The organism is Occallatibacter riparius, from assembly GCF_025264625.1.
Taxonomy (GTDB): domain Bacteria; phylum Acidobacteriota; class Terriglobia; order Terriglobales; family Acidobacteriaceae; genus Telmatobacter; species Telmatobacter riparius.
Genome location: NZ_CP093313.1, coordinates 3,118,277 through 3,138,633 on the forward strand (window position 1 = coordinate 3,118,277; position 20,357 = coordinate 3,138,633).

The 20,357-nt window shown below is 61.3% G+C and carries 19 protein-coding genes; 10 read left to right on the forward strand and 9 right to left on the reverse strand.

Features of this window, described 5'->3' with window-relative positions; translation table 11 throughout:
* Positions 1-52 precede the first annotated feature (52 nt).
* The 6 genes from MOP44_RS12605 to MOP44_RS12630 form a co-directional block, all read right to left on the reverse strand.
* A complete protein-coding gene (locus MOP44_RS12605; RefSeq protein ID WP_260796389.1) occupies positions 53-820 on the reverse strand; it encodes an enoyl-ACP reductase FabI in 768 nt (255 codons plus the stop codon).
* A gap of 119 nt (positions 821-939) precedes the next feature.
* Positions 940-1,749, reverse strand: a complete 810-nt coding sequence (gene murI / locus MOP44_RS12610) for a glutamate racemase (protein WP_260796390.1) — start codon at positions 1,747-1,749, stop codon at positions 940-942.
* Positions 1,746-2,405 (reverse strand): GerMN domain-containing protein, encoded by a 660-nt coding sequence (locus tag MOP44_RS12615; protein ID WP_260796391.1) that lies wholly within the window; start codon positions 2,403-2,405, stop codon positions 1,746-1,748. Before MOP44_RS12615 ends, murI begins: the two co-directional genes overlap by 4 nt.
* Positions 2,402-3,175, reverse strand: coding sequence for an N-acetylmuramoyl-L-alanine amidase family protein (locus tag MOP44_RS12620; RefSeq protein ID WP_260796392.1), 774 nt, complete (start codon positions 3,173-3,175; stop codon positions 2,402-2,404). Before MOP44_RS12620 ends, MOP44_RS12615 begins: the two co-directional genes overlap by 4 nt.
* Positions 3,172-3,867 (reverse strand): hypothetical protein, encoded by a 696-nt coding sequence (locus MOP44_RS12625; protein WP_260796393.1) that lies wholly within the window; start codon positions 3,865-3,867, stop codon positions 3,172-3,174. Before MOP44_RS12625 ends, MOP44_RS12620 begins: the two co-directional genes overlap by 4 nt.
* Positions 3,854-5,179: a DUF1015 domain-containing protein gene (locus MOP44_RS12630; protein WP_260796394.1), complete on the reverse strand. Its 1,326-nt coding sequence runs from the start codon at positions 5,177-5,179 to the stop codon at positions 3,854-3,856. Before MOP44_RS12630 ends, MOP44_RS12625 begins: the two co-directional genes overlap by 14 nt.
* 205 nt (positions 5,180-5,384) lie before the next feature.
* On the opposite strand from MOP44_RS12630, the gene MOP44_RS12635 reads away from it, so the two are divergent.
* Together MOP44_RS12635 and MOP44_RS12640 are read left to right on the forward strand one after the other, a co-directional pair.
* Positions 5,385-6,461: a VWA domain-containing protein gene (locus tag MOP44_RS12635; RefSeq protein WP_260796395.1), complete on the forward strand. Its 1,077-nt coding sequence runs from the start codon at positions 5,385-5,387 to the stop codon at positions 6,459-6,461.
* Between the two features lie 34 nt (positions 6,462-6,495).
* On the forward strand, positions 6,496-7,539 hold the full coding sequence (locus MOP44_RS12640; RefSeq protein ID WP_260796396.1) for a VWA domain-containing protein: 1,044 nt from the start codon (positions 6,496-6,498) through the stop codon (positions 7,537-7,539).
* Between the two features lie 65 nt (positions 7,540-7,604).
* On the opposite strand, the gene MOP44_RS12645 is transcribed toward MOP44_RS12640, so the two are convergent.
* Both MOP44_RS12645 and MOP44_RS12650 read right to left on the reverse strand, forming a co-directional pair.
* Positions 7,605-9,356 (reverse strand): inorganic phosphate transporter, encoded by a 1,752-nt coding sequence (locus tag MOP44_RS12645; RefSeq protein WP_260796397.1) that lies wholly within the window; start codon positions 9,354-9,356, stop codon positions 7,605-7,607.
* A 189-nt stretch (positions 9,357-9,545) separates the two neighbouring features.
* On the reverse strand, positions 9,546-11,693 hold the full coding sequence (locus MOP44_RS12650; protein WP_260796644.1) for a winged helix-turn-helix domain-containing protein: 2,148 nt from the start codon (positions 11,691-11,693) through the stop codon (positions 9,546-9,548).
* 252 nt (positions 11,694-11,945) lie between these two features.
* Between MOP44_RS12650 and MOP44_RS12655 the strand changes: the two genes are divergently transcribed.
* From MOP44_RS12655 to MOP44_RS12675, 5 genes are all read left to right on the forward strand, one after another.
* The gene (locus MOP44_RS12655) at positions 11,946-12,365 is read left to right on the forward strand and encodes a hypothetical protein (RefSeq protein ID WP_260796398.1); all 420 of its coding nucleotides are present in this window, start codon (positions 11,946-11,948) and stop codon (positions 12,363-12,365) included.
* A gap of 134 nt (positions 12,366-12,499) precedes the next feature.
* Complete coding sequence (gene bfr / locus MOP44_RS12660) at positions 12,500-12,970, forward strand: bacterioferritin (protein WP_260796399.1); 471 nt, start codon at positions 12,500-12,502, stop codon at positions 12,968-12,970.
* A 78-nt stretch (positions 12,971-13,048) separates the two neighbouring features.
* Entirely contained in the window at positions 13,049-14,938 is a 1,890-nt protein-coding gene (locus MOP44_RS12665; RefSeq protein WP_260796400.1) for a PP2C family protein-serine/threonine phosphatase, read from the forward strand.
* A gap of 61 nt (positions 14,939-14,999) precedes the next feature.
* Positions 15,000-16,148: a trans-sulfuration enzyme family protein gene (locus MOP44_RS12670; protein ID WP_260796401.1), complete on the forward strand. Its 1,149-nt coding sequence runs from the start codon at positions 15,000-15,002 to the stop codon at positions 16,146-16,148.
* Between the two features lie 244 nt (positions 16,149-16,392).
* Entirely contained in the window at positions 16,393-16,953 is a 561-nt protein-coding gene (locus MOP44_RS12675; RefSeq protein WP_260796402.1) for a hypothetical protein, read from the forward strand.
* A gap of 34 nt (positions 16,954-16,987) precedes the next feature.
* On the opposite strand, the gene MOP44_RS12680 is transcribed toward MOP44_RS12675, so the two are convergent.
* On the reverse strand, positions 16,988-18,592 hold the full coding sequence (locus MOP44_RS12680) for a DHA2 family efflux MFS transporter permease subunit (protein WP_260796403.1): 1,605 nt from the start codon (positions 18,590-18,592) through the stop codon (positions 16,988-16,990).
* A 122-nt stretch (positions 18,593-18,714) separates the two neighbouring features.
* Here MOP44_RS12680 and tsaB point away from each other — a divergent pair, with 122 nt between their 5' ends.
* From tsaB to MOP44_RS12695, 3 genes are all read left to right on the forward strand, one after another.
* Positions 18,715-19,395: a tRNA (adenosine(37)-N6)-threonylcarbamoyltransferase complex dimerization subunit type 1 TsaB gene (gene tsaB, locus MOP44_RS12685; protein WP_260796404.1), complete on the forward strand. Its 681-nt coding sequence runs from the start codon at positions 18,715-18,717 to the stop codon at positions 19,393-19,395.
* Between the two features lie 7 nt (positions 19,396-19,402).
* Positions 19,403-19,867 carry a ribosomal protein S18-alanine N-acetyltransferase gene (gene rimI / locus MOP44_RS12690; RefSeq protein WP_260796405.1) on the forward strand — a complete coding sequence of 155 codons (465 nt, stop codon included), beginning with the start codon at positions 19,403-19,405 and terminating at the stop codon, positions 19,865-19,867.
* A 175-nt stretch (positions 19,868-20,042) separates the two neighbouring features.
* Positions 20,043-20,249 carry a YdcH family protein gene (locus tag MOP44_RS12695; RefSeq protein ID WP_260796406.1) on the forward strand — a complete coding sequence of 69 codons (207 nt, stop codon included), beginning with the start codon at positions 20,043-20,045 and terminating at the stop codon, positions 20,247-20,249.
* The last annotated feature ends 108 nt before the right edge of the window (positions 20,250-20,357 follow it).

Consider the following 20,357-nt stretch of genomic DNA (forward strand, 5'->3'; position numbering starts at 1 on the left):
ACGCCTCAGCGTCGTGGAAGGCGCCGAGGCGATTGAGAGTTCCGTTGCACTGCTAGAAGCCCATTACGTTGTAGCCGCAATCGACGTAGAGGGTTTCGCCGGTGACAGCGCTCGCGAGGTCGCTGGCGAGGAATAGGGCGGCGCCGCCCACTTCAAGCTGATCGACGTTACGCTTCAGCGGTGCGCGATCGGCCGCGGCCTTGAGCATGTCGCCGAGAGCGCCAATGCCGCGGGCTGCGAGGGTCTTGATGGGTCCGGCTGAGATGGCGTTGACGCGGATGTTCTTTGGGCCGAGGTCGTTGGCGAGGTAGCGCACGCAGCACTCGAGCGAAGCCTTGGCCATGGCCATCACGTTGTAGTTGGGCACGACCTTTTCGGCGGCGAAGTAGCTGAGGGTCATGATGCTGCCGCCGTCGGTCATCAGCGGAGCAGCGGCGCGGCTCACGGCAATCAGCGAGTAGACGCTGACGTCGTGCGCGATCTTGAAGCCTTCGCGGCTGGTGTTGATGAAGGCGCCCTTGAGGTCTTCGGCCGGCGCGTACGCCACGGCGTGCACCAGGATGTCGATCTTCGCGTACTTCTCTTTGAGCTGGCCGAAGAGGGTTTCGATCTCCTGGTCGCTGGAGACGTCGCACTGGAACCCGGAAGCGCCGGGCAGGTCGTTGATCAGGTCCTCGGCCTCGGCCTTCATGCGCTCGTTCTGATAGCAGATGGCGAGGCTTGCGCCCGCCGCGTGCAGCTTCTGCGCAATGCCCCAGGCGATGGAGCGCTTGTTGGCCAGTCCGAACACAACGGCAGTTTTGCCTGCCAGATCGATCATTTGTTCTCTTTCCTCCGAGGGCCGGTCGAGCGGGTCGGTCGACGGCCAAGCAATTCTTAGGATATCAAGGCGGGACAGGTGGTCAGGAGATCAGGTGATCAAGTGAGCAGGTGGTCCGGCTATCCGCCGAGGTCTACCAACTCGACCTTGCCCGTAGGGCGGCCGAGGAAGCGGGAGCCGAGGCGCTCGAATTTTTCAACGGAGTCAGTCGCGAAGCAGCGGACCTGCGCTGTGTCGGATTTGTCGGCGTCGCTCTGGCCGAAGAGCTTCATCGCGGCCTCGGCTGTGGCCTCGGCTGAGTCGATCACGCGTACGCCTGGGGTCACCGCTTGCTCGAGCAGCTTGCGAATCAGCGGATAGTGGGTGCATCCCAGCACCAGCGTGTCGTAGTTGAGGCCGGCGGCTTTCGCTTCGGCGCGCAGCTCGGAAAGGTAGACGTCGATGACCTGCCGCGTCACCGGATGATCAGTCCAGCCCTCTTCCACGAGGGGCACCAGCAGCGGGCAGGCTTTTTCGAGGGCGCGCAATCCCTGCGCATGGCAGGCGGAGGCGTAGGCGTGGCTCTGCACCGTGGCGGCCGTGGCGATTACCAGGACGTCGCCGGTCTTCGAGGCTGCATGGGCTGCGATCGCGCCGGGTTCCACTACGCCGAGGACCGGCACGGGCACGGCGTCCTGAATGGCGTCGAGAGCCAAAGCGCTTGCCGTGTTGCAGGCGATCACGAGGTACTCGGCGCCTTGCTTCACGAGATACTGCGCGGCTTCGGACGCATAGTGCGCGATGGTTCTCCGCGACTTCGATCCGTACGGCAGTCGGGCGGTGTCGCCCAGAAACGTGTAGCACGCGTGGGGGATGTGCTTGAGCAGCGCGCTCAGGACAGTCAGCCCGCCGAAGCCGGAGTCGAATACGCCGATGTGGGGAGATTTCATCGTGGACCTGCAACTGCTGGAACCGAATCCGAGGTGGGTGCTGCGTCGGAATCGGATACAAGGTAGGTGCGCGTCAAATCTGCGTGGCCAGCGAGGGAGGGCCGCACCTGCCCGTCGACGAGGAATCGCACCTCTCTCACCTGGGGTAAGTTCGCGTGCAGGGTGCCGCAGATGGAAAGCACTGTGAGGCTCTCGGTTTCCAGACCGGATGGATGGCTGGCCGCGAAGCTACCCTTCAGGTTCACCACCGCCATTTGCGGACCGGAGTCCTTCACCGATGCTGCGCTTCCGGTTTTTGCGGCAGGCAGAAGGAAAACCTGGGCCACGGAGGTTGCGCCGCCCGGGACGGGATGCGTCGAATCGGAGGCGGCATACAGATCGAGCAGTTTGCCCAGCACGGCGCGGGCCTTTGCGCCGGGGTCAGCGGGCAGCGGAAGCGAGTGCACCTGCGAGCGGAGCGAGTTGTCGTCATCGCTGGCGACCATGAGCGTAGCCTGCTCCGGTGCGGCCACCTGGGGCGCCTGGGTGGGAGCGGAGTCCTGCCCGGCCAGCATTTGGTCGTGGGCTTTCTCGCGCATGCGGAACAGCACGCCGCCCATGATCAGCGAGGCCAGCAGAAGGACGATCAGGATGACTGCCTGGTGGCGGGGAATCATGGCTGGCGGCCTCCAGGGTTTCCGGCTTCGGCGCGCCACTCGAGCAGCGCGGTTGCCAGAGTGGCAGCGATGCGCGCCTGGTAATCGGGATTGTCTGGCTCGGCCGTCACCTTTTTGTCGGCGCTGCGCTCGGGGGCCAGCTCGATGGCGACTGCCGGGCAGGTCATGTTGTCGATGCCGGGCAGGGGAACTCTTGCCAAGGTGACGGTTGCGCCGCCGTGCTGCAGCGCGGAGTTAAGCGCGCCGGTGAGCGCAAGGCTACGCGTCACGTAAACGGACTGCGCGGTCTTCCATGGCATGAAGCGGGTCGCTGTCACGGGCGGGAGATTCGAGGCAAACAGGTGCACGCCCGAGCCGGTCTCCGCTACGTGCAGGCTGATGCAGCCTTGTGCATTGGCATGATTGGCGATGGCCGCCCGCTGATCTGTGGTGACGGATTGATCGCCATCGCGGGTCATGATGACCTGAATGCCGCGCGCGCCGAGCAGCGATTTGAGGCGCACGCTGAGGGCGAGGGTGGCGGCCTTCTCATAGGTGCCGTCGGAGAGGTGGCCTCCAAGGTCGTCGCCGCCGTGGGCTGCGTCGATGACTACAACAAAGCGCGGAGGAGGGAGAGGCGCTTGCACCGTTGGCTGGGGTGCTGCGGATTGCGGAGCCGCAGGTTGCGGCGCAGTCACGGGTCCCGTTGCCGGGGCAGCCTGCGCGGCGCCCGCGACAGAGGTAACGGAAACCATGAGCGCGGCGAGGACGCACCTTGCAATCGGGGTCATATCCTCATCCGCCGATCCAGTTCGTCTTCTTTGCGATCCAGAAGGCCTATTTTTACGCGCGAGAGGAGCTTTGGGTCCGCGGGGACATCCAGACCCAGATTCTTCAGCCGCAGCAAGATGCGATACGCCTCGGGTGGTTCGATGCTTCCATGGAAGATCGTTTTCTTCCTGCCGTTCACGTAGAACCGAATCCCGTAAACACTCCTCCCGGTGCTGGATCCGAAATATTTGAGGCGAAACCCCGAGACGTCGATCGCTTCGTAGGTGCGAGTCACCCACCGGCCTGTGAAGGAATACCAGGGAATCCGGGTGGTGGTCACCTGACTGCGAGTGCAGCTCAGGATCGCTCCGGCGGGGCAAAGCAATCGGATCCCAAGCAGCACAAACAGGATGGAAAAGGCCGTCCCGAAGATGGCCTCATCGAAATGGTCTGCGGAGTAGCCGTGAGTCAGATACCACCAACTGCTGTGCCTGTAAGAGCTTGAAGAAAACCACATCCAGTAGTTCAGCCAAGCGGCCCCGCTGACGATTACAGCGCAGAACCAGAGGCAATTCCGTTTTGGGCCGAATGGGAGATTGCACCGTGCTTTGAGAGTGTCGCCGGTCGTCTCTATCTCGAATTTCTGCCGCCCGTAATAGTGTTTCGACATGGTATCGCGCACGTGAACGAGTTCGCGGCTACTCGAGGCCATAGATCGTGAGCCCGCTCAGCAGCTTGGGGTAGAAATCGGTGGACTTCTGCGGCATAACCTCACCGGCGAAGGCCACTTCTTTCATCTGGTCCATGGTGACCGGCTTGGTCAGGAACGCTACGTCGGCATCGCCGCGCCGCACCTGGTCCACTGCTTCGGCGGCGTCACGGAGGTAGCGGAGGTTCGTCTGCTCGCGAACTTTTTCGGCGTCCAGGCCGAGAAGCTTGTCGAGAATGACCGCATGCAATTGCGTCAGGTCGAGTTGCTTTTGCCGCTCGGGGATCCCGTCGAGCGCGGCCTGTACGGCATCTGCCTTCGGGCGCAGCAGCCACGCGCCTGAGCGGGTCACAGCGACGAACGCTGTGCCAGCCTGTTCCTTCAGTGCGCTCAAATATCCGGCCGCATCTCCGGCCGGAAGCGAATCTGCCGTGAAGTATTGGGACGCCGACTTGATAAACGCAGCCGGATCGAAGCTCGCGAGCCCGTGCACCACACGGTGGGTCGGCAGGATCACCAGGCCGTCCGAATCCATGTTGATGAACGTCATCATCACGGCGGCTTCGGGGAATGGCGGTGCCGGCAACTGGTTCACGCTGGTTTCACCTTTGGCCGGATGAGCCGCAGCGTGCTCTTTCGAGTACGCCAGCGCTGTCTCGTAGCGGTGGTGGCCATCGGCGATGATCAGCTTCTTGTCGTTCATCGCGGTGGTGAGCAAGCGGATCGTGGCTGGGTCGCTTATGCGCCACAGGCGGTGCTGCACGCCGTACTCGTCTTTCACGTCGGCGTCAGGGGTTCCGTTGCCGTCGTAAAGGATCTTTTCCACGCTGCCGGCAGGGTCGGAATACAGCATAAAAATCTGTCCGAAGTGGGCGCGGGTAGCTTTCAGCAGGTTGAGTCGATCACTTTTTGGCTTGGACAACGTCTGTTCATGACGGAATACCACCTGATCCGCATAATCGTGGAGTTTCCCCAGAGCGATGAAACCGCGCCGCTCTTTGATTACGTCGGACCCGGGGACCTTGAAGACTTGCGCGTAGGCAAAGACGCAGGGGGCCTTCTCCTGGATCAGCACTCCCTGCTCGCGCCATGCCTTGAAGTCGCGGGCCGCGCGGCTATAGACGCTATCCCCCCTCTCGGCATCGAAGAGTTCAGGCAGGCCGAGGATGATGCGGACCAGGTTGTAAGGGCTGCTTTGGTAGTAGGCCTGCTGCATGGCCGGGGAGATTTTGTCATAGGGCTGCGTAACTACATCGTCCAGTCGGACAGCGGCCGGATTGTATCGCCAGGCACGGAACGGGTAGATATTGGCCATGCGAATTAGACTTGCTCCGTGTTAATGCGGCGGCGTTAAGCTGCCGATAACAAAGAACCTTGAGGGGTTCTGCAGTCGATTGTATCGCGAGCACCGGCGGCGGCCACGGTGATGCGTTGAGAAGTTGATCAAACAGGGACAGGAAGATGACAACAGCGATCTGCCGGCCGTGCTACTATCACGTACTACTCATTGGTGCAGCGGTATGAGGACCTATTCTATTCTGCGTTCACTGCCCATCGGGGGTCTCTCTCTCCATCGGGTTCTGCTGGCCGCCTCTGCGGCCGCGCTGTTCGCTGCATTTCCGATTGCGCGTGCGCAAGACGATCCGCTGAACAAGGTCCACGTTCCGCCGCCTTCGACGACCGGCACGCCCACGGCCGAGCCCAAAGGCGCCGAAGCCCCCGCGGTATCGGGGCCTGACGCCACAAAGCTGCGGCCCGGCGGAGGCGTGATTCGCATGCATGTCGACATGGTGCTGGTTCCGGTTACAGTGACCGACCCCATGAATCGCCTGGTGACGGGCCTTGAGCAGGAAGACTTCAAAGTATTCGAGAACAGCGGCGAGCAGCATATCAAGTCGTTTGCCGCGGAAGACGCGCCGGTCTCGATCGGCATCATCTTCGACCTTTCGGGCTCCATGACGTCGAAGCTCATCCGCGCACGCGAGTCGATCCTCCAGTTCGTGAAGACCGCCAATCCGCAGGATGAATTTTTCGTTATTGGATTCAATGACCGGCCTGAGCTGATTGAGGACTTCACCAGTTCCGTTGAGGACATCGGGGCCCGCCTTGCCACCGTGCGCAGCGGCCACCGCACGGCGCTGCTGGACGCGATTTACTACGGCGTGACCAAGATGAAGGAGGCCCGGCACGAGCGCAAGGCGCTGCTGGTGGTCTCTGACGGCGGCGATAACCGCTCCCGCTATACGGAGGGGGAGGTCAAGTCGCAGGTTCGCGAGTCCGACGTGGAGATTTATTCGATTGGCATCTTCGATCCTTATGCGGCCACTCCCGAAGAGCGCACGGGGCCGCTGCTCCTCAACGAGCTGTGCGAGGAGACCGGCGGGCGCATGTTCCGTGTCGACGACCTCAGCGAAATGAGCGATATCGCGGAGAAGATCTCCACCGAGCTGCGGAACCAGTATGTGATTGGTTACACCCCGCGCGACATCCGCCGTGACGGCAAGTGGCGTAAAGTGAAGGTGAAGCTGAATCCACCGCAGGGGCTGCCTCCGCTTACCGTCCATGCACGCACGGGCTACTATGCGCCAATGCAATAACGCGCTCCTCGCGGGCGCAATCTCTACTGTAGTTTTGTCGTTTTTCGCGGGTCTTCCGCTTTCCGCGCAGATCAAGTCAGGACCGCCGGTGACCCAGGCTCCCGGCCAGGCCCCGCCTCTCACTGTCGACCGCGACCCTATCCGCTCGCCGGAAGGCGAGACGCCTTCGGCAGCGGCGAAGCGTCCCGGCGTGGAGAAGGAAGGCGGGCAATACGTTCTTCACTACGACGTGGAAGAAGTGGTGCTGAACGCCACCGTGCTGGATTCGGGCGGTCGCCTTGTTCAGGACCTTAAGAAGGACAACTTCACTGTTTTTGAAGACGGCGTGAAGCAGAACGTAATCAGCTTCCAGCACACGGATCTGCCGGTCTCGATTGGGCTCGTGGTGGACAATTCCGGTTCGATGGCCAAAAAGCGGCCCTCAGTGAACAAGAGCGCGCTGGACCTGATTGAGGCGTCGAATCCGAACGACGAAGCCTTCGTTGTGAACTTCTCTGACGAAGCTTTCGAAGACCAAACGTTCACCTCGGATATCAATAAGCTCCGCGACGGCCTTTCCCACATTGAGTCTCGCGGCGGGACTGCTCTTTACGACGCGGTGGTGGCCTCGGCCGATAAGCTTGCCGCCGACGCCAAGCGGCCGAAGCAGGTGCTGATCATCATCACCGATGGTGAAGATAACGCCTCCACGCTAAACCTGGAGCAGACAATTCGGCGGGTGCAGCAGCTCTCCGGCCCGGTGATTTACTCGATCGGGCTGCTGTTCGGTGACGAGATGAGCCACAGCGAAGTGCGCGCCGCGCGGCGGGCGCTCACGCTGCTCTCCGGGGAGACGGGGGGCATGGCCTTCTTCCCCAAATCCATTGAGCAGGTGGATGAGATTGCCGCCGAGGTGGCGAGGGACATCCGGAGTCAGTACACGATCGGCTATCACTCTTCGAAGCCGTCGAGCCAGCCTGGGTTCCGCCGGGTGCAGCTTGACGCCGAGGAGCAGGGACATGGGAAGCTGACGGTCCGTACGCGTACGGGCTACTTCCCGACGACGCGGCAACCGAAGAAGTCGCAGAGCAAGCAATAGGCTGACTGAGAACCGGAAAAGCAAGGGGCTGGCCGAGGCCAGCCCCGGTGTTTTGCCTTGAAGATCTAGCTTGCGATGCTGCGGAAGATCCAGAACAGAAGCCCGGAGAGAATTGCGGCGGCCGGCAGGGTGAAGATCCACGCTGCCGCAATGTTGCGGACAGTAGAGAGCTGAAGGCCGCTCTGATTCGCGGCCATGGTGCCGGCTATGCCGGAACTCAGCACGTGCGTCGTGCTTACCGGCAATCCGAAGTTGTCTGCCGCGAAGATGGTGCCCATCGCGACCAACTCGGCCGCCGCTCCCTGACCATAGGTAAGGTGGCTCTTGCCGATCTTCTCGCCTACTGTGACCACGATGCGCTTCCAACCGACCATGGTGCCGAGTCCCAGGGCCAGCGCCACCGCCACCTTGACCCACGACGGGATGAACTTGGTGGCTTTGTCGATTTTGCCTTTATAGTTGTTCAGCGCTGCGGTCTCGTCGGCGTTGAAGCTCCCCTGATGATTCTTCGCCAGCAGGCGTAGCGTCTCGCTGGTTACGTACATGTCGTTGCGCACGTTGCTCTGCTGCGAGGCCGGCACGTTTTTGTAGGAGGAGTACACGCTGACGTCTCCTTCGAGGTCGCGCATCAGTTCGCGCAGCGCGGTCATGGTGGCAGGCTGCACCTTCTTGGTGCGGAGGTAAGTCGTCAGTTCCTCCCGGGCATCGGGTCCCAGGATCGCGTTCCGGTCCACATGGGCATCCACGATTGAAACGGCACGCTGCGAGGCTGCGAGGAAATCCTGCATGTCGTGGGCGGTGACCGCGTGGTTGAGAGCATAGGCGGTGGGCACGGTGCCGATGAGGATGAGCATGATGAGGCCCATGCCCTTCTGGCCATCGTTGGAGCCGTGGAAGTAGCTGACGCCGGTGCAGGTAAGAATGAGCAGGGCGCGAATGGGAAACGGCGGTGGCTGGTCGCCCTTGGGAGCCTCGAACAGCGCCTCAGGGGTGGGGATGGCCATGAAGGCGAGCCACAGCAACACGGCCACGCCGAGGGACCAGCCGATGGTCCACAGCCAGCTGGTCTGAAACAGGAAGATGCAGGCAAGCGCAGTGGCTGGAGCGGAGAGCAGCAGACCCCAGCGCCGTGTACTCGGCTTGAGAATCATGAAGAGCACGGCCGCGTAGCCGAACCCAACCAGCGGCGAGATGAGCAATACGCGAAAGACCTTGAAGGCCTGCTCCCAATCGACGCCAGAGGTGCCGCCTGCACCGCTGCTCATCATCTGGTTTGCCAGTCCGACGCCGATGATGGAGCCGGTCATGGTGTGGGTGCTGGATGCCGGCAGACCTAGCCACCACGTACCGAGGTTCCACAAGATAGCGGCGATCAGAAGGGCGAAGACCATGGCAAAGCCCGCTCCGGAACTGACCTTGAGAATCAGTTCCACGGGAAGCAGGGTAATGATTGTGAAGGCCACGGTGCCCGCTGATGTCAGGACGCCCACAAGGTTGCACAAGCCTGACCAGACAACGGCGATATTGGGTTCCAGCGAGTGCGTGTAGATGACGGTGGCGACGGCATTTGCTGTGTCATGGAATCCATTGACGAACTCGAATCCCAGGGCAATCAGCAGCGCGGTCCCCAGCAACAGGTAGGGCCACGCGCTGCCCAGAGGCTGGCTCCCCAGGTCGTCGGCGATGTGGAATCCGACGTAGCCCAGCCCTCCGAGCAGAGCGATCGCGGCGATTAAACCGCCGATCCATCCGGACGACTTCTTCATTTTGCGGTCTAAAAGCCCTGGGACTTCTGCGGTAGTTGCCAGATCGGCCATGGATCTCTCCTGACGGGATGTGTGGACGGGATCCGGAGTGGCGGGGATTTCACTCTCGGTTCAACAGGGATAGCACCCCGCTGTTAACCGCTCGTGAAGTTCATGTTGCAGGTTGGGGAATGGCCGATTGACGGGTGCCTTATCGCACACTGAGGAAGAAAGAGGCGCAACGGAGCTCTAGCGCCGCAGTTATTTTTTGGAGAGTTGAAGCGCGTACACCTCGTTGGAGCCTTTATCGAGCAGCACAAGCGGAGCTCCTTGCGGATCCACTCCGAACCATCCTCCCAGGCTGCCGGTCGGGGCAGTTTCCTTGAGGGGAGCGATGAGTTGCGGTCTGCCGCCCGCGATAGGTGTGCGCACGATCCCCTGGCTCCAAAGCGGGATGTAAACATACTTGCTGTCCCGCGACCATACCGGAAAATTGGCGAACCCTTCGTAGATCGTCCTCCATCGGTTCGATGTCAGGTCGAACACCTTCAGCTTGTGCTCGCTGACCGTCAAGGCGGCTATGTAGCGCGCGTCAGGCGACCAGCGCGGAGAAAAATCCTCGCCGGAGCCAGGAAGGGCCGTCACCGCATGGGTGCTGAGGTCGTAAATCCGTATCTCCACCGGATGAAGAGTGTTCCATACATTTCCGAGATTGGAATACACCACCTTCTTACCGTCCGGCGACCAGTGCGGATCCACTTCAGGTTCCTTGCCGTCGGGCATCAGCCTTTTCGGCGGGCCGCCCAGGGCGGGGACCAAGTACATTTGGATCGCCCCAGTGCCTTTCTGTGCGCAGATCAAAATCTGGGAACCGTCCGGCGACCATTCGGCACATTTCACTGCCAGCGTCGAATCCGTCATTTGAATCGCGCCGCTTCCGTCGACATTCGCCCGGTATAAGACCTCTTCTGGGAACGACACGTAAGCCACGAATCTTCGATCCGGCGAATAGGAAACAAATTGCGCCGACCTGCCGCCGAGGAAGGGGCTCCATCTCTGCGTTTGCTCGTCAAATCGCAACAGTTCGCCATTGAGAACGATGCCGCGCGCAAATACGCTGTTGCCGTCGCGCGATGGTATCGGGTGGCCCCAGCGCGTCGGACCGAAAGTCAACTGGATGGGCTCTCGATGCCTTTGCCCCCGCCACGAGTGGCGCTCGTCGAGCGCCCACAGCTGGTTCCCGGCCATGAAAGGAGTCATGTTCGGCTCTCCCGAGAGGAAAATGTAGTATTCGCCGTCCGGGGTCCAGCGGCCACTCGATTTCCAGGAAGATGGCTTCCAGCCTGGAAGCACAGCGTGAAGACCAGTGCCATCAGGCGACACCTCCCACAACTCATGCAAACGGGTGAAGCGGATACGCGTCCCATCGGGCGACCAACTCATGCTGCCTTCCACCACCCAGTTCATGTCAGAGTCAGACGCAGCATCCTTGAAGGACTTCGTCGCAGCGATCTGGTGGACCTCCGTCCCATCGCTTCGTACCACGAAGATCTCGCCACGCCATGTGTACACGAGTCTCTTGCCATCCGGCGACCACGCGGCACCCACGGCCTGACCGAGTTGCCGGAGTGGGTTCCCCGTGATTGCTACTGACCACAGTGAATAAGAGGGACCGGCGCACAAGAAGGTGAGGCCATCCCGCGAGAGGTCATAGATCAACGGATGATCTCCGGGTTCCAGTCCGGGAATCGGCCGGTCTTCTCCGGGCAGACGAATCGGGATTCCGGTCAACTCGCCGCCGGTAAGCGGTACCTGGACCACTGAGTCGACGGGGAAGAACAGGTTCACATAAACGCGGCTCCCGTCGGCGGCCGCTACTTCCTTGAACCAGCCATCGTGCGTAAGCTGCACGTATTCCGTGACCCTCATCATGTGCCGCGGCCAGAACCAGAGCCAGAGTGCCGCGACCAAGGCGAGTGTTCCCGCACCGACGGAAACCGCCAGCCAAGGCCGCGGCTTCCCTCGAACGCGCGATGGCTTTGCAGCCGCCGTCCCTTTGTCGATGCCCGGGGAAGGGGCGAGCGGCGCTATAAACCGGTACCCATGTTTCGGGATCGTTTCAATGTAGAGAGGCTTGTCGGCGGTATCGCCCAATGCCTCGCGGAGATGCATCACAGCAGCGTTCAGGCTGTGATCGAAATCCACGAATGTGTCGGCCGGCCAGAGGGCATTGCGGAGTTCCTCGCGCGTTACAAGGTCGCCGGCACGCTCCAGCAGCAGTACGAGAACCTTGAAGGACTGCTCACGCAGCTTCAGGTGTACTCCCGCCCGCCGCAACTCACCCGCATGCGCATCGACCTCAAACACCCCGAAGCGCCAGGTCTGCGTGGTGTGCGCTAACGTCGTCACCAATCCACTTCTTCCTGAATCGGCTACGGCAAAGGAGTGTAGCACAGGCTGGGGACCGTCGGATGCCCAAAATCTTCTGGTAAATAGAGCCTCGTAGACTCCTGATTCGTGGCTACTTACGAGGTAACCAGCGATTTGCCTTCGAAATGATTAGCAAAGCATTGAGGTTTACCGAGTTGGAGCGCAAAGTCACGAGCATCGCAAGCCGAAACGGGAGTCCGGCGAGCGAAATTCAGAATCTGAGGTGCTCAGATGAAACGCTCTCTGACGATCCAGCTTGGCCTCGTGGCCGCACTGCTCGCGCCCCTGCTCTCGGGCCCACCGGCATCGGCCCAGACTTCCGAGCGAGCGAACATCCCGTTCGCCTTCTTCGTCGACAAGCAGGAGTTCCCCGCGGGCTGCTATAAGCTCACGGTCGAGTCTGATACGCAACTCTCCATGGTCAACTGCGAGACCGGCAAGCCGGTCATGTTGATGGCCCGCACCACCAAAGCCTATCAAGTGGTTCAGCACGGGAAACTGGTCTTCTACGTCAGCGGTAAGAAGGCTCGCCTGCACCAGGCACTGTTTGCGGGCAGCAACAAGGACACGGTATTTGCACTGCCGCCTAAACTGCAGCGGGAAATAGCGACCAACATGGGTGTAGCGACCGTTGAGATTGCGATGAAGTAAAGCAGGCGCTAATCAAACTTTGATTGACCGGCTGCCCTCCCCCAGCCGGCTTCTTTTGCCTGCCAATAACTTATCTACGCTTGGAAAATGACAGTATTGTCATCTTTGAGTTGTTCTGCAAGAATTGCCCAATTATGAAAGGCAATCCCAAAGTTATCGAGCAACTGAACGAAGCTCTGCGGGACGAGCTTACCGCCATCAACCAGTACTTCCTGCACGCCGAGATGGCGGAGAACTGGGGCTACAAGAAGTATTCGAAGTACATCAAGCGCCAGTCCATCGATGAGATGAAGCACGCCGAGCTGCTGATGGAGCGCATTCTGTTCCTCGATGGCACGCCCTCCATGCAGCCCATGAGCCTCACCATCGGCCGCAGCGTACGGGAGATGATCGAGTCCGACCTCTCGCTCGAGCACGGCGCCGTTGCCTCCTACAACGAGTCCATCCGCATCTGCGTCGAGAACGGCGACAACGGTTCTCGTGACCTGTTCATGAAGCTGCTCAAGGACGAGGAAGGCCACGTGGACTGGCTCGAAGCCCAGGTACACCAGATCACTGAAATCGGCTACGAGCGGTACCTGATCACGCAGACAGAAGAGGGTTGAGGGAAGCCGGCATCTTGGGGATTGCTCCTCTGAACCCTCTAATGACACCATCGGATCACGTCATTTTTGGGGGGCTGCGTGCGCCGACAACTCCTGTGCTTTCTTGCGGCGGTCACGATGGTCTTGCCCGCCGCCGCGCAGTCCGTTACCGCGGTCCGCTATCAGTACGGCGACAATGCCGCCTGGGCGGATCCCGCCTTTGACGACTCATCGTGGCCCGTAGCCTCCAAGGGCGAATTCCCCGGGCCCCGGTTTGACTCCGACGGTTTCGTATGGGTTCGAGCCAAGCTCCAGGTTCCCGCCGTCGATGGCCAGCCCCTCGCCCTTCAGTGCGCTTCGGCTGAATCTGTCATCGACAGCTACGAGCTTTTCGTGAACGGGACGCGCGTTGGTCAATACGGCGCTTTCCCGCCGCATGCGGCTCCGCTCATCGCGCCGCAGATTCTGGTCTTCGATATCCCAAAGGGCATCGCGACGCCCGGCAGCGTCGCTACGGTTGCGCTCCGCGGCTGGACATTCCCAGCCAATCGCGACCGCGGCCCCATCGGCAGGACGCAGTATCCCATCTCCGCTGGGCTCAAAATTGACAACGCCCTTCTCCTTCACGCGGTCGCCGCTGAAACCCAGGCACGTGCCACCCTTCGCAGCACGCCGCAACTCGCCGTCGGCCTGGTCTTTATCGTGCTCGGGGTGATCGTCCTGGTGCTGGGCTTCTGGTCGCGCAGCAGAGGACTGTTCCTTTGCGCCATCTGGCTGATCGTCGCGCCCATCTTTCTCAGCTTTCTTGCCCTGGTTTCCGTTGCTGCCGGCGCCGACCTGCGCATCCTCGGCGCCCTCTTTCAGGTGGCCAACGGGATCGGCATGGGGGCGGCTCTTGAGCTGCTCTGGACGGTTCAGGGATACCGCAACCGCTTATTCCTCCAATTCGGCCGCGCCTGCTGGATCGCCGTAACCCTCGGTGGCGTCCTTATGTGCAGCCTCTCCAGCGCCGGCCCCCTCGTCCGAACAGCCATCTTCGTCAATGACTGGGGACTGTTTGCCTTTGACGCGCTTCTGGTCGTCGCCAATCTGTGGGCCCTGGCCGGACGCGGCCGCAGCCGTCCCTTTGCCGCGGCCATGTTGATCATCAACATCGGCTACTTTCTCGAGGTCGCCGGCGCCTCCGTCAGGTTCGATTTCTTCCCTCTCGACCTCTTCCAGACCGGCTTCTACCTCAGCATCTTCGCCGTCGCGGCCATTCTCGTCCGCGGTGTATGGAAGGAATGGAAGCAGGCAGATGATCTCCGCATCGAGTTCGCCGCCGGCCGTGAACTGCAGATGAAGCTCGTTCCCCAGAATCTGCCTAATGTCTGCAACCTCCGGCTCAACGCAGCTTATATTCCGGCCAAAGATGTGGGTGGTGATTTCTACCAGGTGATTGAACTGCCGGATTGCTCGACCCTCTTCCTCCTCGGCGATGTCAGCGGCAAGGGCCTCAAAGCTGCGATGACCGGCCTGGTCACGATTGGCGCGGCGAATGCGCTTGCGGCCGAAACTTCCGATCCTGCCGTCCTGTTACAGCGCCTCAACCGCGAAATCTGCCGCCTGCGCAACGAAGGTTTCATCACATGCCTGTGCGCGCGGGTTTCCGTGGATGGTTTCGTCACCTTCTCCAACGCTGGCCACCTCTCCCCGTATGTGAATAGCGAAGAGATTCAGCTCGAATCCGGCCTGCCCCTCGGCCTTGTCCAGGGCGTCGAGTACCCAGCAACGAACATCCAGCTTGCCCCGGGCGATACCCTCACCCTGCTCTCGGATGGGGTCGTCGAAGCACAGTCGTCATCGGGCGAGCTGTTCGGGTTTGACCGCACGCGCGAGCTTATTCACCTGCCCGCCGACGCTATTGCGCAGGCCGCGCTCACCTTCGGCCAGGCAGATGACATCACGGTCCTTACCCTCACCTTCGTTCCAGCGGAAGTCCCGGCCTGACACGCGCCCCGCCGTGTCACGTTAATCTAGAAGTGACACCCTAGGAGCAAAGCCCCAGAACATGTCCCAGTACAAGTACTCGACTCTCGCCGTGCATGCCGGCTCCGAGCCGGATCCCCTTACCGGCGCCGTCAATGTTCCGCTCTACCTTTCCTCGACGTTCGAGCTCACAGGCGTGGGCACTGACCGCGGCTGGGACTACTCCCGTGCCGGCAACCCCACACGCGACCGTCTGGAGACCGCGCTGGCGGCGCTTGAGGGCGGCTTCAGCGGCCACGCCTTCACCTCCGGCATGGCGGCCATTACTGCCCTGGTCGCACATCTTCATGCCGGCGATCACCTTATCTGTTCGAAGGATGTGTACGGCGGCACTGCCCGCCTGTTCAACCAGTTCATCGCGAACTATGGCATCGAGATCGAGTACGTGACCACCGATGTACCGGAAGCGGTCGAGAAGGCTATCAAGCCGAACACGAAGCTGATCCACCTGGAGACGCCCTCGAATCCGCTGATGGTGCTGAGCGATATCCGCACCATTTCGGAGATAGCCCACGCGAAGGGTATCGAAGTTTCGGTTGACAACACGTTCATGTCGCCCTGCCTGCAGAACCCGATTGCTCTGGGGGCCGACATCGTCATGCACTCGACGACCAAGTATTTGAATGGCCACTCCGATGGCATTGGCGGCGCGCTGATCGGCTCCACGCCTGAGCACAAGGAGCGGCTTATCCTGGTGCAGAAGGCGGCCGGCGGCATCATGTCGCCATTTGAGTGCTTCCTGGTGCTGCGGGGCATCAAGACCATGCCTCTGCGGATCAAGCAGCACGAGGAGAACGGCCAGGCGGTAGCGGAATATCTCCAACAGCATCCGAAGGTGACGAAGCTGGCCTATCCCGGCCTGAAGAGCCACCCGCAGTATGACTTGGCGATGAAGCAGCAGAAGGGCTTTGGGTCGATGATGAGCTTCGACATCGGCACGCGCGAGAATGCCGCAAAGTTCCTGGGCGCGCTGAAGATCTTCCTCAACGCCGAATCTCTGGGCGGTGTCGAATCGCTCGCTTCGCACTCGGCAACGACCACGCACGGCTCCGTCTCTGCCGAGGAGCGCGCGGAGATGGGCATCACCGAAGGGCGCATCCGCCTGTCGATCGGTATCGAGGACAAGGAAGACCTCATCGACGACCTCGATCAGGCACTGGCCGCGGTATAGTTCGACAGCGCTGTGTTGAGAATTGGGCCGCTCCGGATCGGAGCGGCCTAACTCGTTTGTGCCCTACTGCTCTCTGCGGTTTTCAGGCTAGATGACCCCCGCCCTAATTCCGGTTGCGCAGCGCCTGCAAATTCGAGATAGACTGCTTGCATTCCTTTCTAGTGCAGGGCGGCACCCGTGTTGTGTCAAAGGCGCGCCGTTTTACGGTGCGTTCTCGGGTACTCACAGGTTGAAGGAGACGGAATTGAGCACGGAGATCAGTTCGCTCAGGCAGGACCTTCGGGACGCAGTCGCGTGGCGGCGGATGGACATTGTGATCGAGGTTGGCCTGGTGCTCGGGGCTGTTCTCGGCATGGTGGGAACTGTCGTGGCTTCGACGAACATGCGCGCGCTGTTATGGACGATCGATGGCACGGGGCTGATCGTGGCCACCTGCCTGCTAGCTATTCGTGCACTTCGCCACGGAGATGACTGCGTCGCAGCCGGCTTTCTGGTCTACGCTCTTGGCGAAGCGGTCATGAGTATCGGGAATACCGCAGGAATGCACGGCAGCATCGCGCCATTCCAGGCGGGCGCCGCATTGTGGGCAACCGGGTTGGTGCTCACTGCTGTGCCCAAGGTGTTCGCCCGCGCGACACGCCTCACCAGTCTGGTCGCAGCGGTTCTGTTCGCGATTGTGTCAGTACGCGGTGCATTGGGTCAGGAGATTCTGCCCACATCAAGGCCTCTGCCGTTCTTCGCGTATCCATTTCTGGTTCTGACGTTCGCGGGCTGGTTCTGGCATGTGGCGAGGCGGCATCGGTAGTTGAGCGGAAGCGGTCTCAGCTCTTCAGGCCGCTTTAGTGGCCCATCGACATGGCGGCGACCTTCTTCGGCCGCGCCATCAGGAATGGGATGGGCACAAGCACCAGCGTCACCAGTACAAAGATCCAGATCACGTCGACATACGCCAACAGCCGCGCCTGGCGCTGCGCCATCATGTAGATCTGCGCGCCAGCGCGCTGCATGGCGTCGACCGCGGAGAGCCCCTGCTGCTGCCACGCGGCCGCGAGCCCTGACCGCATCGCCTCGAAGGGCCCGCTGCCCGGAGTGGTGTGCGCGCCAAGGAATGCCTGATGCTTCTGCGTCAATCGCGCGAGCAGGGTAGTCATCACGCTGATGCCCACACTGCCGCCCAGGTTCCTGGACAGGGCCGACATGCCGCTGATCTCGTTGTTCTTGTGCTGCGGAATTCCCGCGTAGCAGAGCGTGTTGATGGGAATGAACAGGAACGGCAAGCCCAATGCGATGAAAGCACGCCAACTCGCTGCCTGCCAAAAGCTGATCTCTAGTGTGAGGTTCGCCATACGCATCATGCCCAGCGTAGTGATCACAAACCCGATCGCCACCAACTTCCGCGGATCAAACTTCGGCGCCATCTTGCCCGCCACCGGAAACAGGAACATCAGAACAAGCGCGCCCGTCGATACGCACATGCCGGCCTGTCGGGCGCTGTATCCCATCAGTTCCTGTAAGAACTGCGGGATCATGACGGTGGAGGTGTAGAGCGACATTCCCACCATGAACAGAACAAGTTGCGTCATGCCCACGTTTCGTCGCATGTAGAGGCGCAGATCCAGAATCGGGTGCACCACCACCAGCTGCCGCCAGATGAACAGCCCCAAGGTGACTGCAGCCACCACCGCGCAGGCGATGATGAAGTTGGAGCTGAACCAGTCGTCTTCCTGGCCTTTGTCGAGCATCACCTGCAAGGCGCCGATGGCCACGATGAGGAGGCCGAGGCCCCAGCCGTCCACGCCCTCTTTGCGCTTCCGGATATCGGCGAGGTACGGCGGGTCTTCGACCAGCCGGTTGCTCAAATACAGCGAGACGATGCCGACGGGGATGTTCAGGAAGAAGATCCAGCGCCAGGAGTAGTTGTCGATGATCCAGCCACCGATGGTGGGGCCGATGGCGGGCGCCGTCACCACCGCCACGCCGTACATGGCGAAGGCCATGGATCGCTTTTCCGGCCGGAAGGTGTCGGCCAGGATGGCCTGCTCGCTGGGCTGCAGTCCGCCGCCGGCGGCGCCTTGCAGCACGCGGAAGAAGACGAGGATGCCCAGAGTGGGGGCCAGCCCGCACAGCAGCGAGCACAGCGTGAACAGGAACACGCAGCTCATGTAAAAGCGCTTGCGTCCGATGCGATTGGCGATCCAGCCCGAGATGGGCAGCACCATGGCGTTGGCTACCAGGTAGCTGGTGAGCACCCACGTGGCCTCATCCTGGCTGGCCGAGAGCGTTCCGGCAATGTGCTGCATAGCCACGTTGGCGATGGAGCTATCGAGCGCCTCCATGAACGTGGCCAAGGTGACCGTGATGGCAATGGCCCACGGATTGGCGCGCGGACGCCAGATGTCGTGAAAGCTGAGGGTCTCCGGTGCTGTGGCCGTTGCCGCTGCCAAAGAACTGCTCCTGAATGTTGATGTGTCGGGATCGGTCTGGATTTTGCTCTCTCCAGACTACCGGAAACGGAGCTTCCATGGGCAAGAAGGCCCGACCCGATGTGCCATCCTGAAGAGTGGCCATGAGTGAGACACAGAAGCCGATGCTCGTGCTGGGCATCGACACGTGCGGTCCTGCGGGGTCGGTGGCGTTGGCGCGGCTGTCCGGCGGGGGCCTTGAGCTTCTGGGCGAATCTGCGATCGAGGGCCGGACGTACTCGGCGACGCTGATTGCTTCGATCGATCAGTTGCTGAAGGCGAACGGGGTGGCACTGAGCTCAATTGGCTGCATTGTGGTGGTGAGCGGACCTGGGAGTTTTACGGGGGTGCGGATCGGACTGAGCGCAGCCAAGGGGCTTGCTGAAGGCGCTGATCTGAAGGTGGTCGCTGTCTCGCGCCTCGAAGTGCTGGCGCGCAAGGCCGACGTGCCGGATGCGGCACTGGATGCTCATCGGCATGAGGTTTTTCTTCTGGCTAATGGCGGGGAACTGCTGGCCGGAGCAGCCGATTTCGCCGGGGTTGATCCTGCTCCTGTGCGGATCGCCGTCTGTGACGATGCTGCTGCTGCGCTGATTGCGGCCGCTTGGCCGGGCACTGAACTCCTGCGGGTTGGCCCGCCCACGGCGGGCGATGCCATTTCCGTCGCGCTGCCGCGTATTCAGGCCGGAGATTTCGCCGACGTTCTTCTACTCGATGGGCACTACTTGCGGCGTTCCGATGCCGAGATTTTCGGCGATCCGGCCAATGCGGGCGCCCGCAGGTGAGGCGGCTGTGAACCAGGAGATCCGCACACGGCCGATGGTGGAGGCTGACATTGAGGCCGTGCAGTCGCTTGCTGCCGGGCTGCCAGACGCTCCGGACTGGGACCTAAAGGCGTATACGGGCGCCATTGCACGGGCGCGGGTGCAGCAGGGAATCGCGCTTGTGGCAGGAGACTCGGATTCTGACCTATGCGGCTTTGTCGTTGGCGGCCTCGTGATCCCTGAGGCTGAGATCGAGTTGATTGCGGTGCGGGGTGAGAGCCAGCGGCAGGGGATCGCCCGGAGGCTGCTCGACGCATTCGCCGGGGAATCGCGGCGGCTGGGCTGCGATACGATTCTGCTGGAGGTTCGGCCGTCCAATGCGGGAGCCCGGGCTTTCTATTCGGCGTCAGGATTTGCCGAAACCGGCCGCCGGCCCGCCTACTATGCCGATCCGGTCGAAGACGCCATCCTGATGAGCTGGACGATCAAATAAGCGCAAAATGCTCTTTTCCCGAACATCCAGAACGGTTTGCGGGTGACGGCGGTCACGCTTCTTTGTTCTTCCCACGAAAATCCACAGTTCTAGTTACTTTCGCCAGTCGTTCCCGCTTGCGGAGTCTCACTTCGCGGAGCTATATGTAATTGTTCGATGAATTCAAGGAGGGTCTATGGACGAAATTCACGATTCGCTGAGCGAAGAGATTGATCGCCTTCACAACGAACACCGTCGCTACGCTCAGCGGTTGGACGAATTGATCCAGAAGCCGTACCTCTCCGATGACGAACAACTCGAAGAAGTGCGCCTGAAGAAGCTGAAGCTGCATGCGAAAGACCTGATCTACGCTCTCGAGCGGCGACACGCGGTCGTAGCGTAGCAATCCGCCCACTCGGGCGGCACAGGTTGGTCGTGAAGACGGAGCGACGCGCATGAGGACTCCTGCGGGTGGTCTTTGCCCGTCGGGTGTCTGGCAGAACCAGCCAGG

Bases quoted from the DNA above. Each gene is read 5' to 3' on its own strand.
- tsaB (WP_260796404.1), top strand. From the start codon at position 18,715: ATGAGTGAGACACAGAAGCCGATGCTCGTGCTGGGCATCGACACGTGC.
- MOP44_RS12645 (WP_260796397.1), bottom strand. From the start codon at position 9,356: ATGGCCGATCTGGCAACTACCGCAGAAGTCCCAGGGCTTTTAGACCGC.
- MOP44_RS12670 (WP_260796401.1), top strand. From the start codon at position 15,000: ATGTCCCAGTACAAGTACTCGACTCTCGCCGTGCATGCCGGCTCCGAG.
- MOP44_RS12630 (WP_260796394.1), bottom strand. From the start codon at position 5,179: ATGGCCAATATCTACCCGTTCCGTGCCTGGCGATACAATCCGGCCGCT.
- MOP44_RS12695 (WP_260796406.1), top strand. From the start codon at position 20,043: ATGGACGAAATTCACGATTCGCTGAGCGAAGAGATTGATCGCCTTCAC.
- MOP44_RS12615 (WP_260796391.1), bottom strand. From the start codon at position 2,405: ATGATTCCCCGCCACCAGGCAGTCATCCTGATCGTCCTTCTGCTGGCC.
- MOP44_RS12605 (WP_260796389.1), bottom strand. From the start codon at position 820: ATGATCGATCTGGCAGGCAAAACTGCCGTTGTGTTCGGACTGGCCAAC.
- MOP44_RS12655 (WP_260796398.1), top strand. From the start codon at position 11,946: ATGAAACGCTCTCTGACGATCCAGCTTGGCCTCGTGGCCGCACTGCTC.
- MOP44_RS12625 (WP_260796393.1), bottom strand. From the start codon at position 3,867: ATGGCCTCGAGTAGCCGCGAACTCGTTCACGTGCGCGATACCATGTCG.
- MOP44_RS12620 (WP_260796392.1), bottom strand. From the start codon at position 3,175: ATGACCCCGATTGCAAGGTGCGTCCTCGCCGCGCTCATGGTTTCCGTT.
- MOP44_RS12635 (WP_260796395.1), top strand. From the start codon at position 5,385: ATGAGGACCTATTCTATTCTGCGTTCACTGCCCATCGGGGGTCTCTCT.
- bfr (WP_260796399.1), top strand. From the start codon at position 12,500: ATGAAAGGCAATCCCAAAGTTATCGAGCAACTGAACGAAGCTCTGCGG.
- murI (WP_260796390.1), bottom strand. From the start codon at position 1,749: ATGAAATCTCCCCACATCGGCGTATTCGACTCCGGCTTCGGCGGGCTG.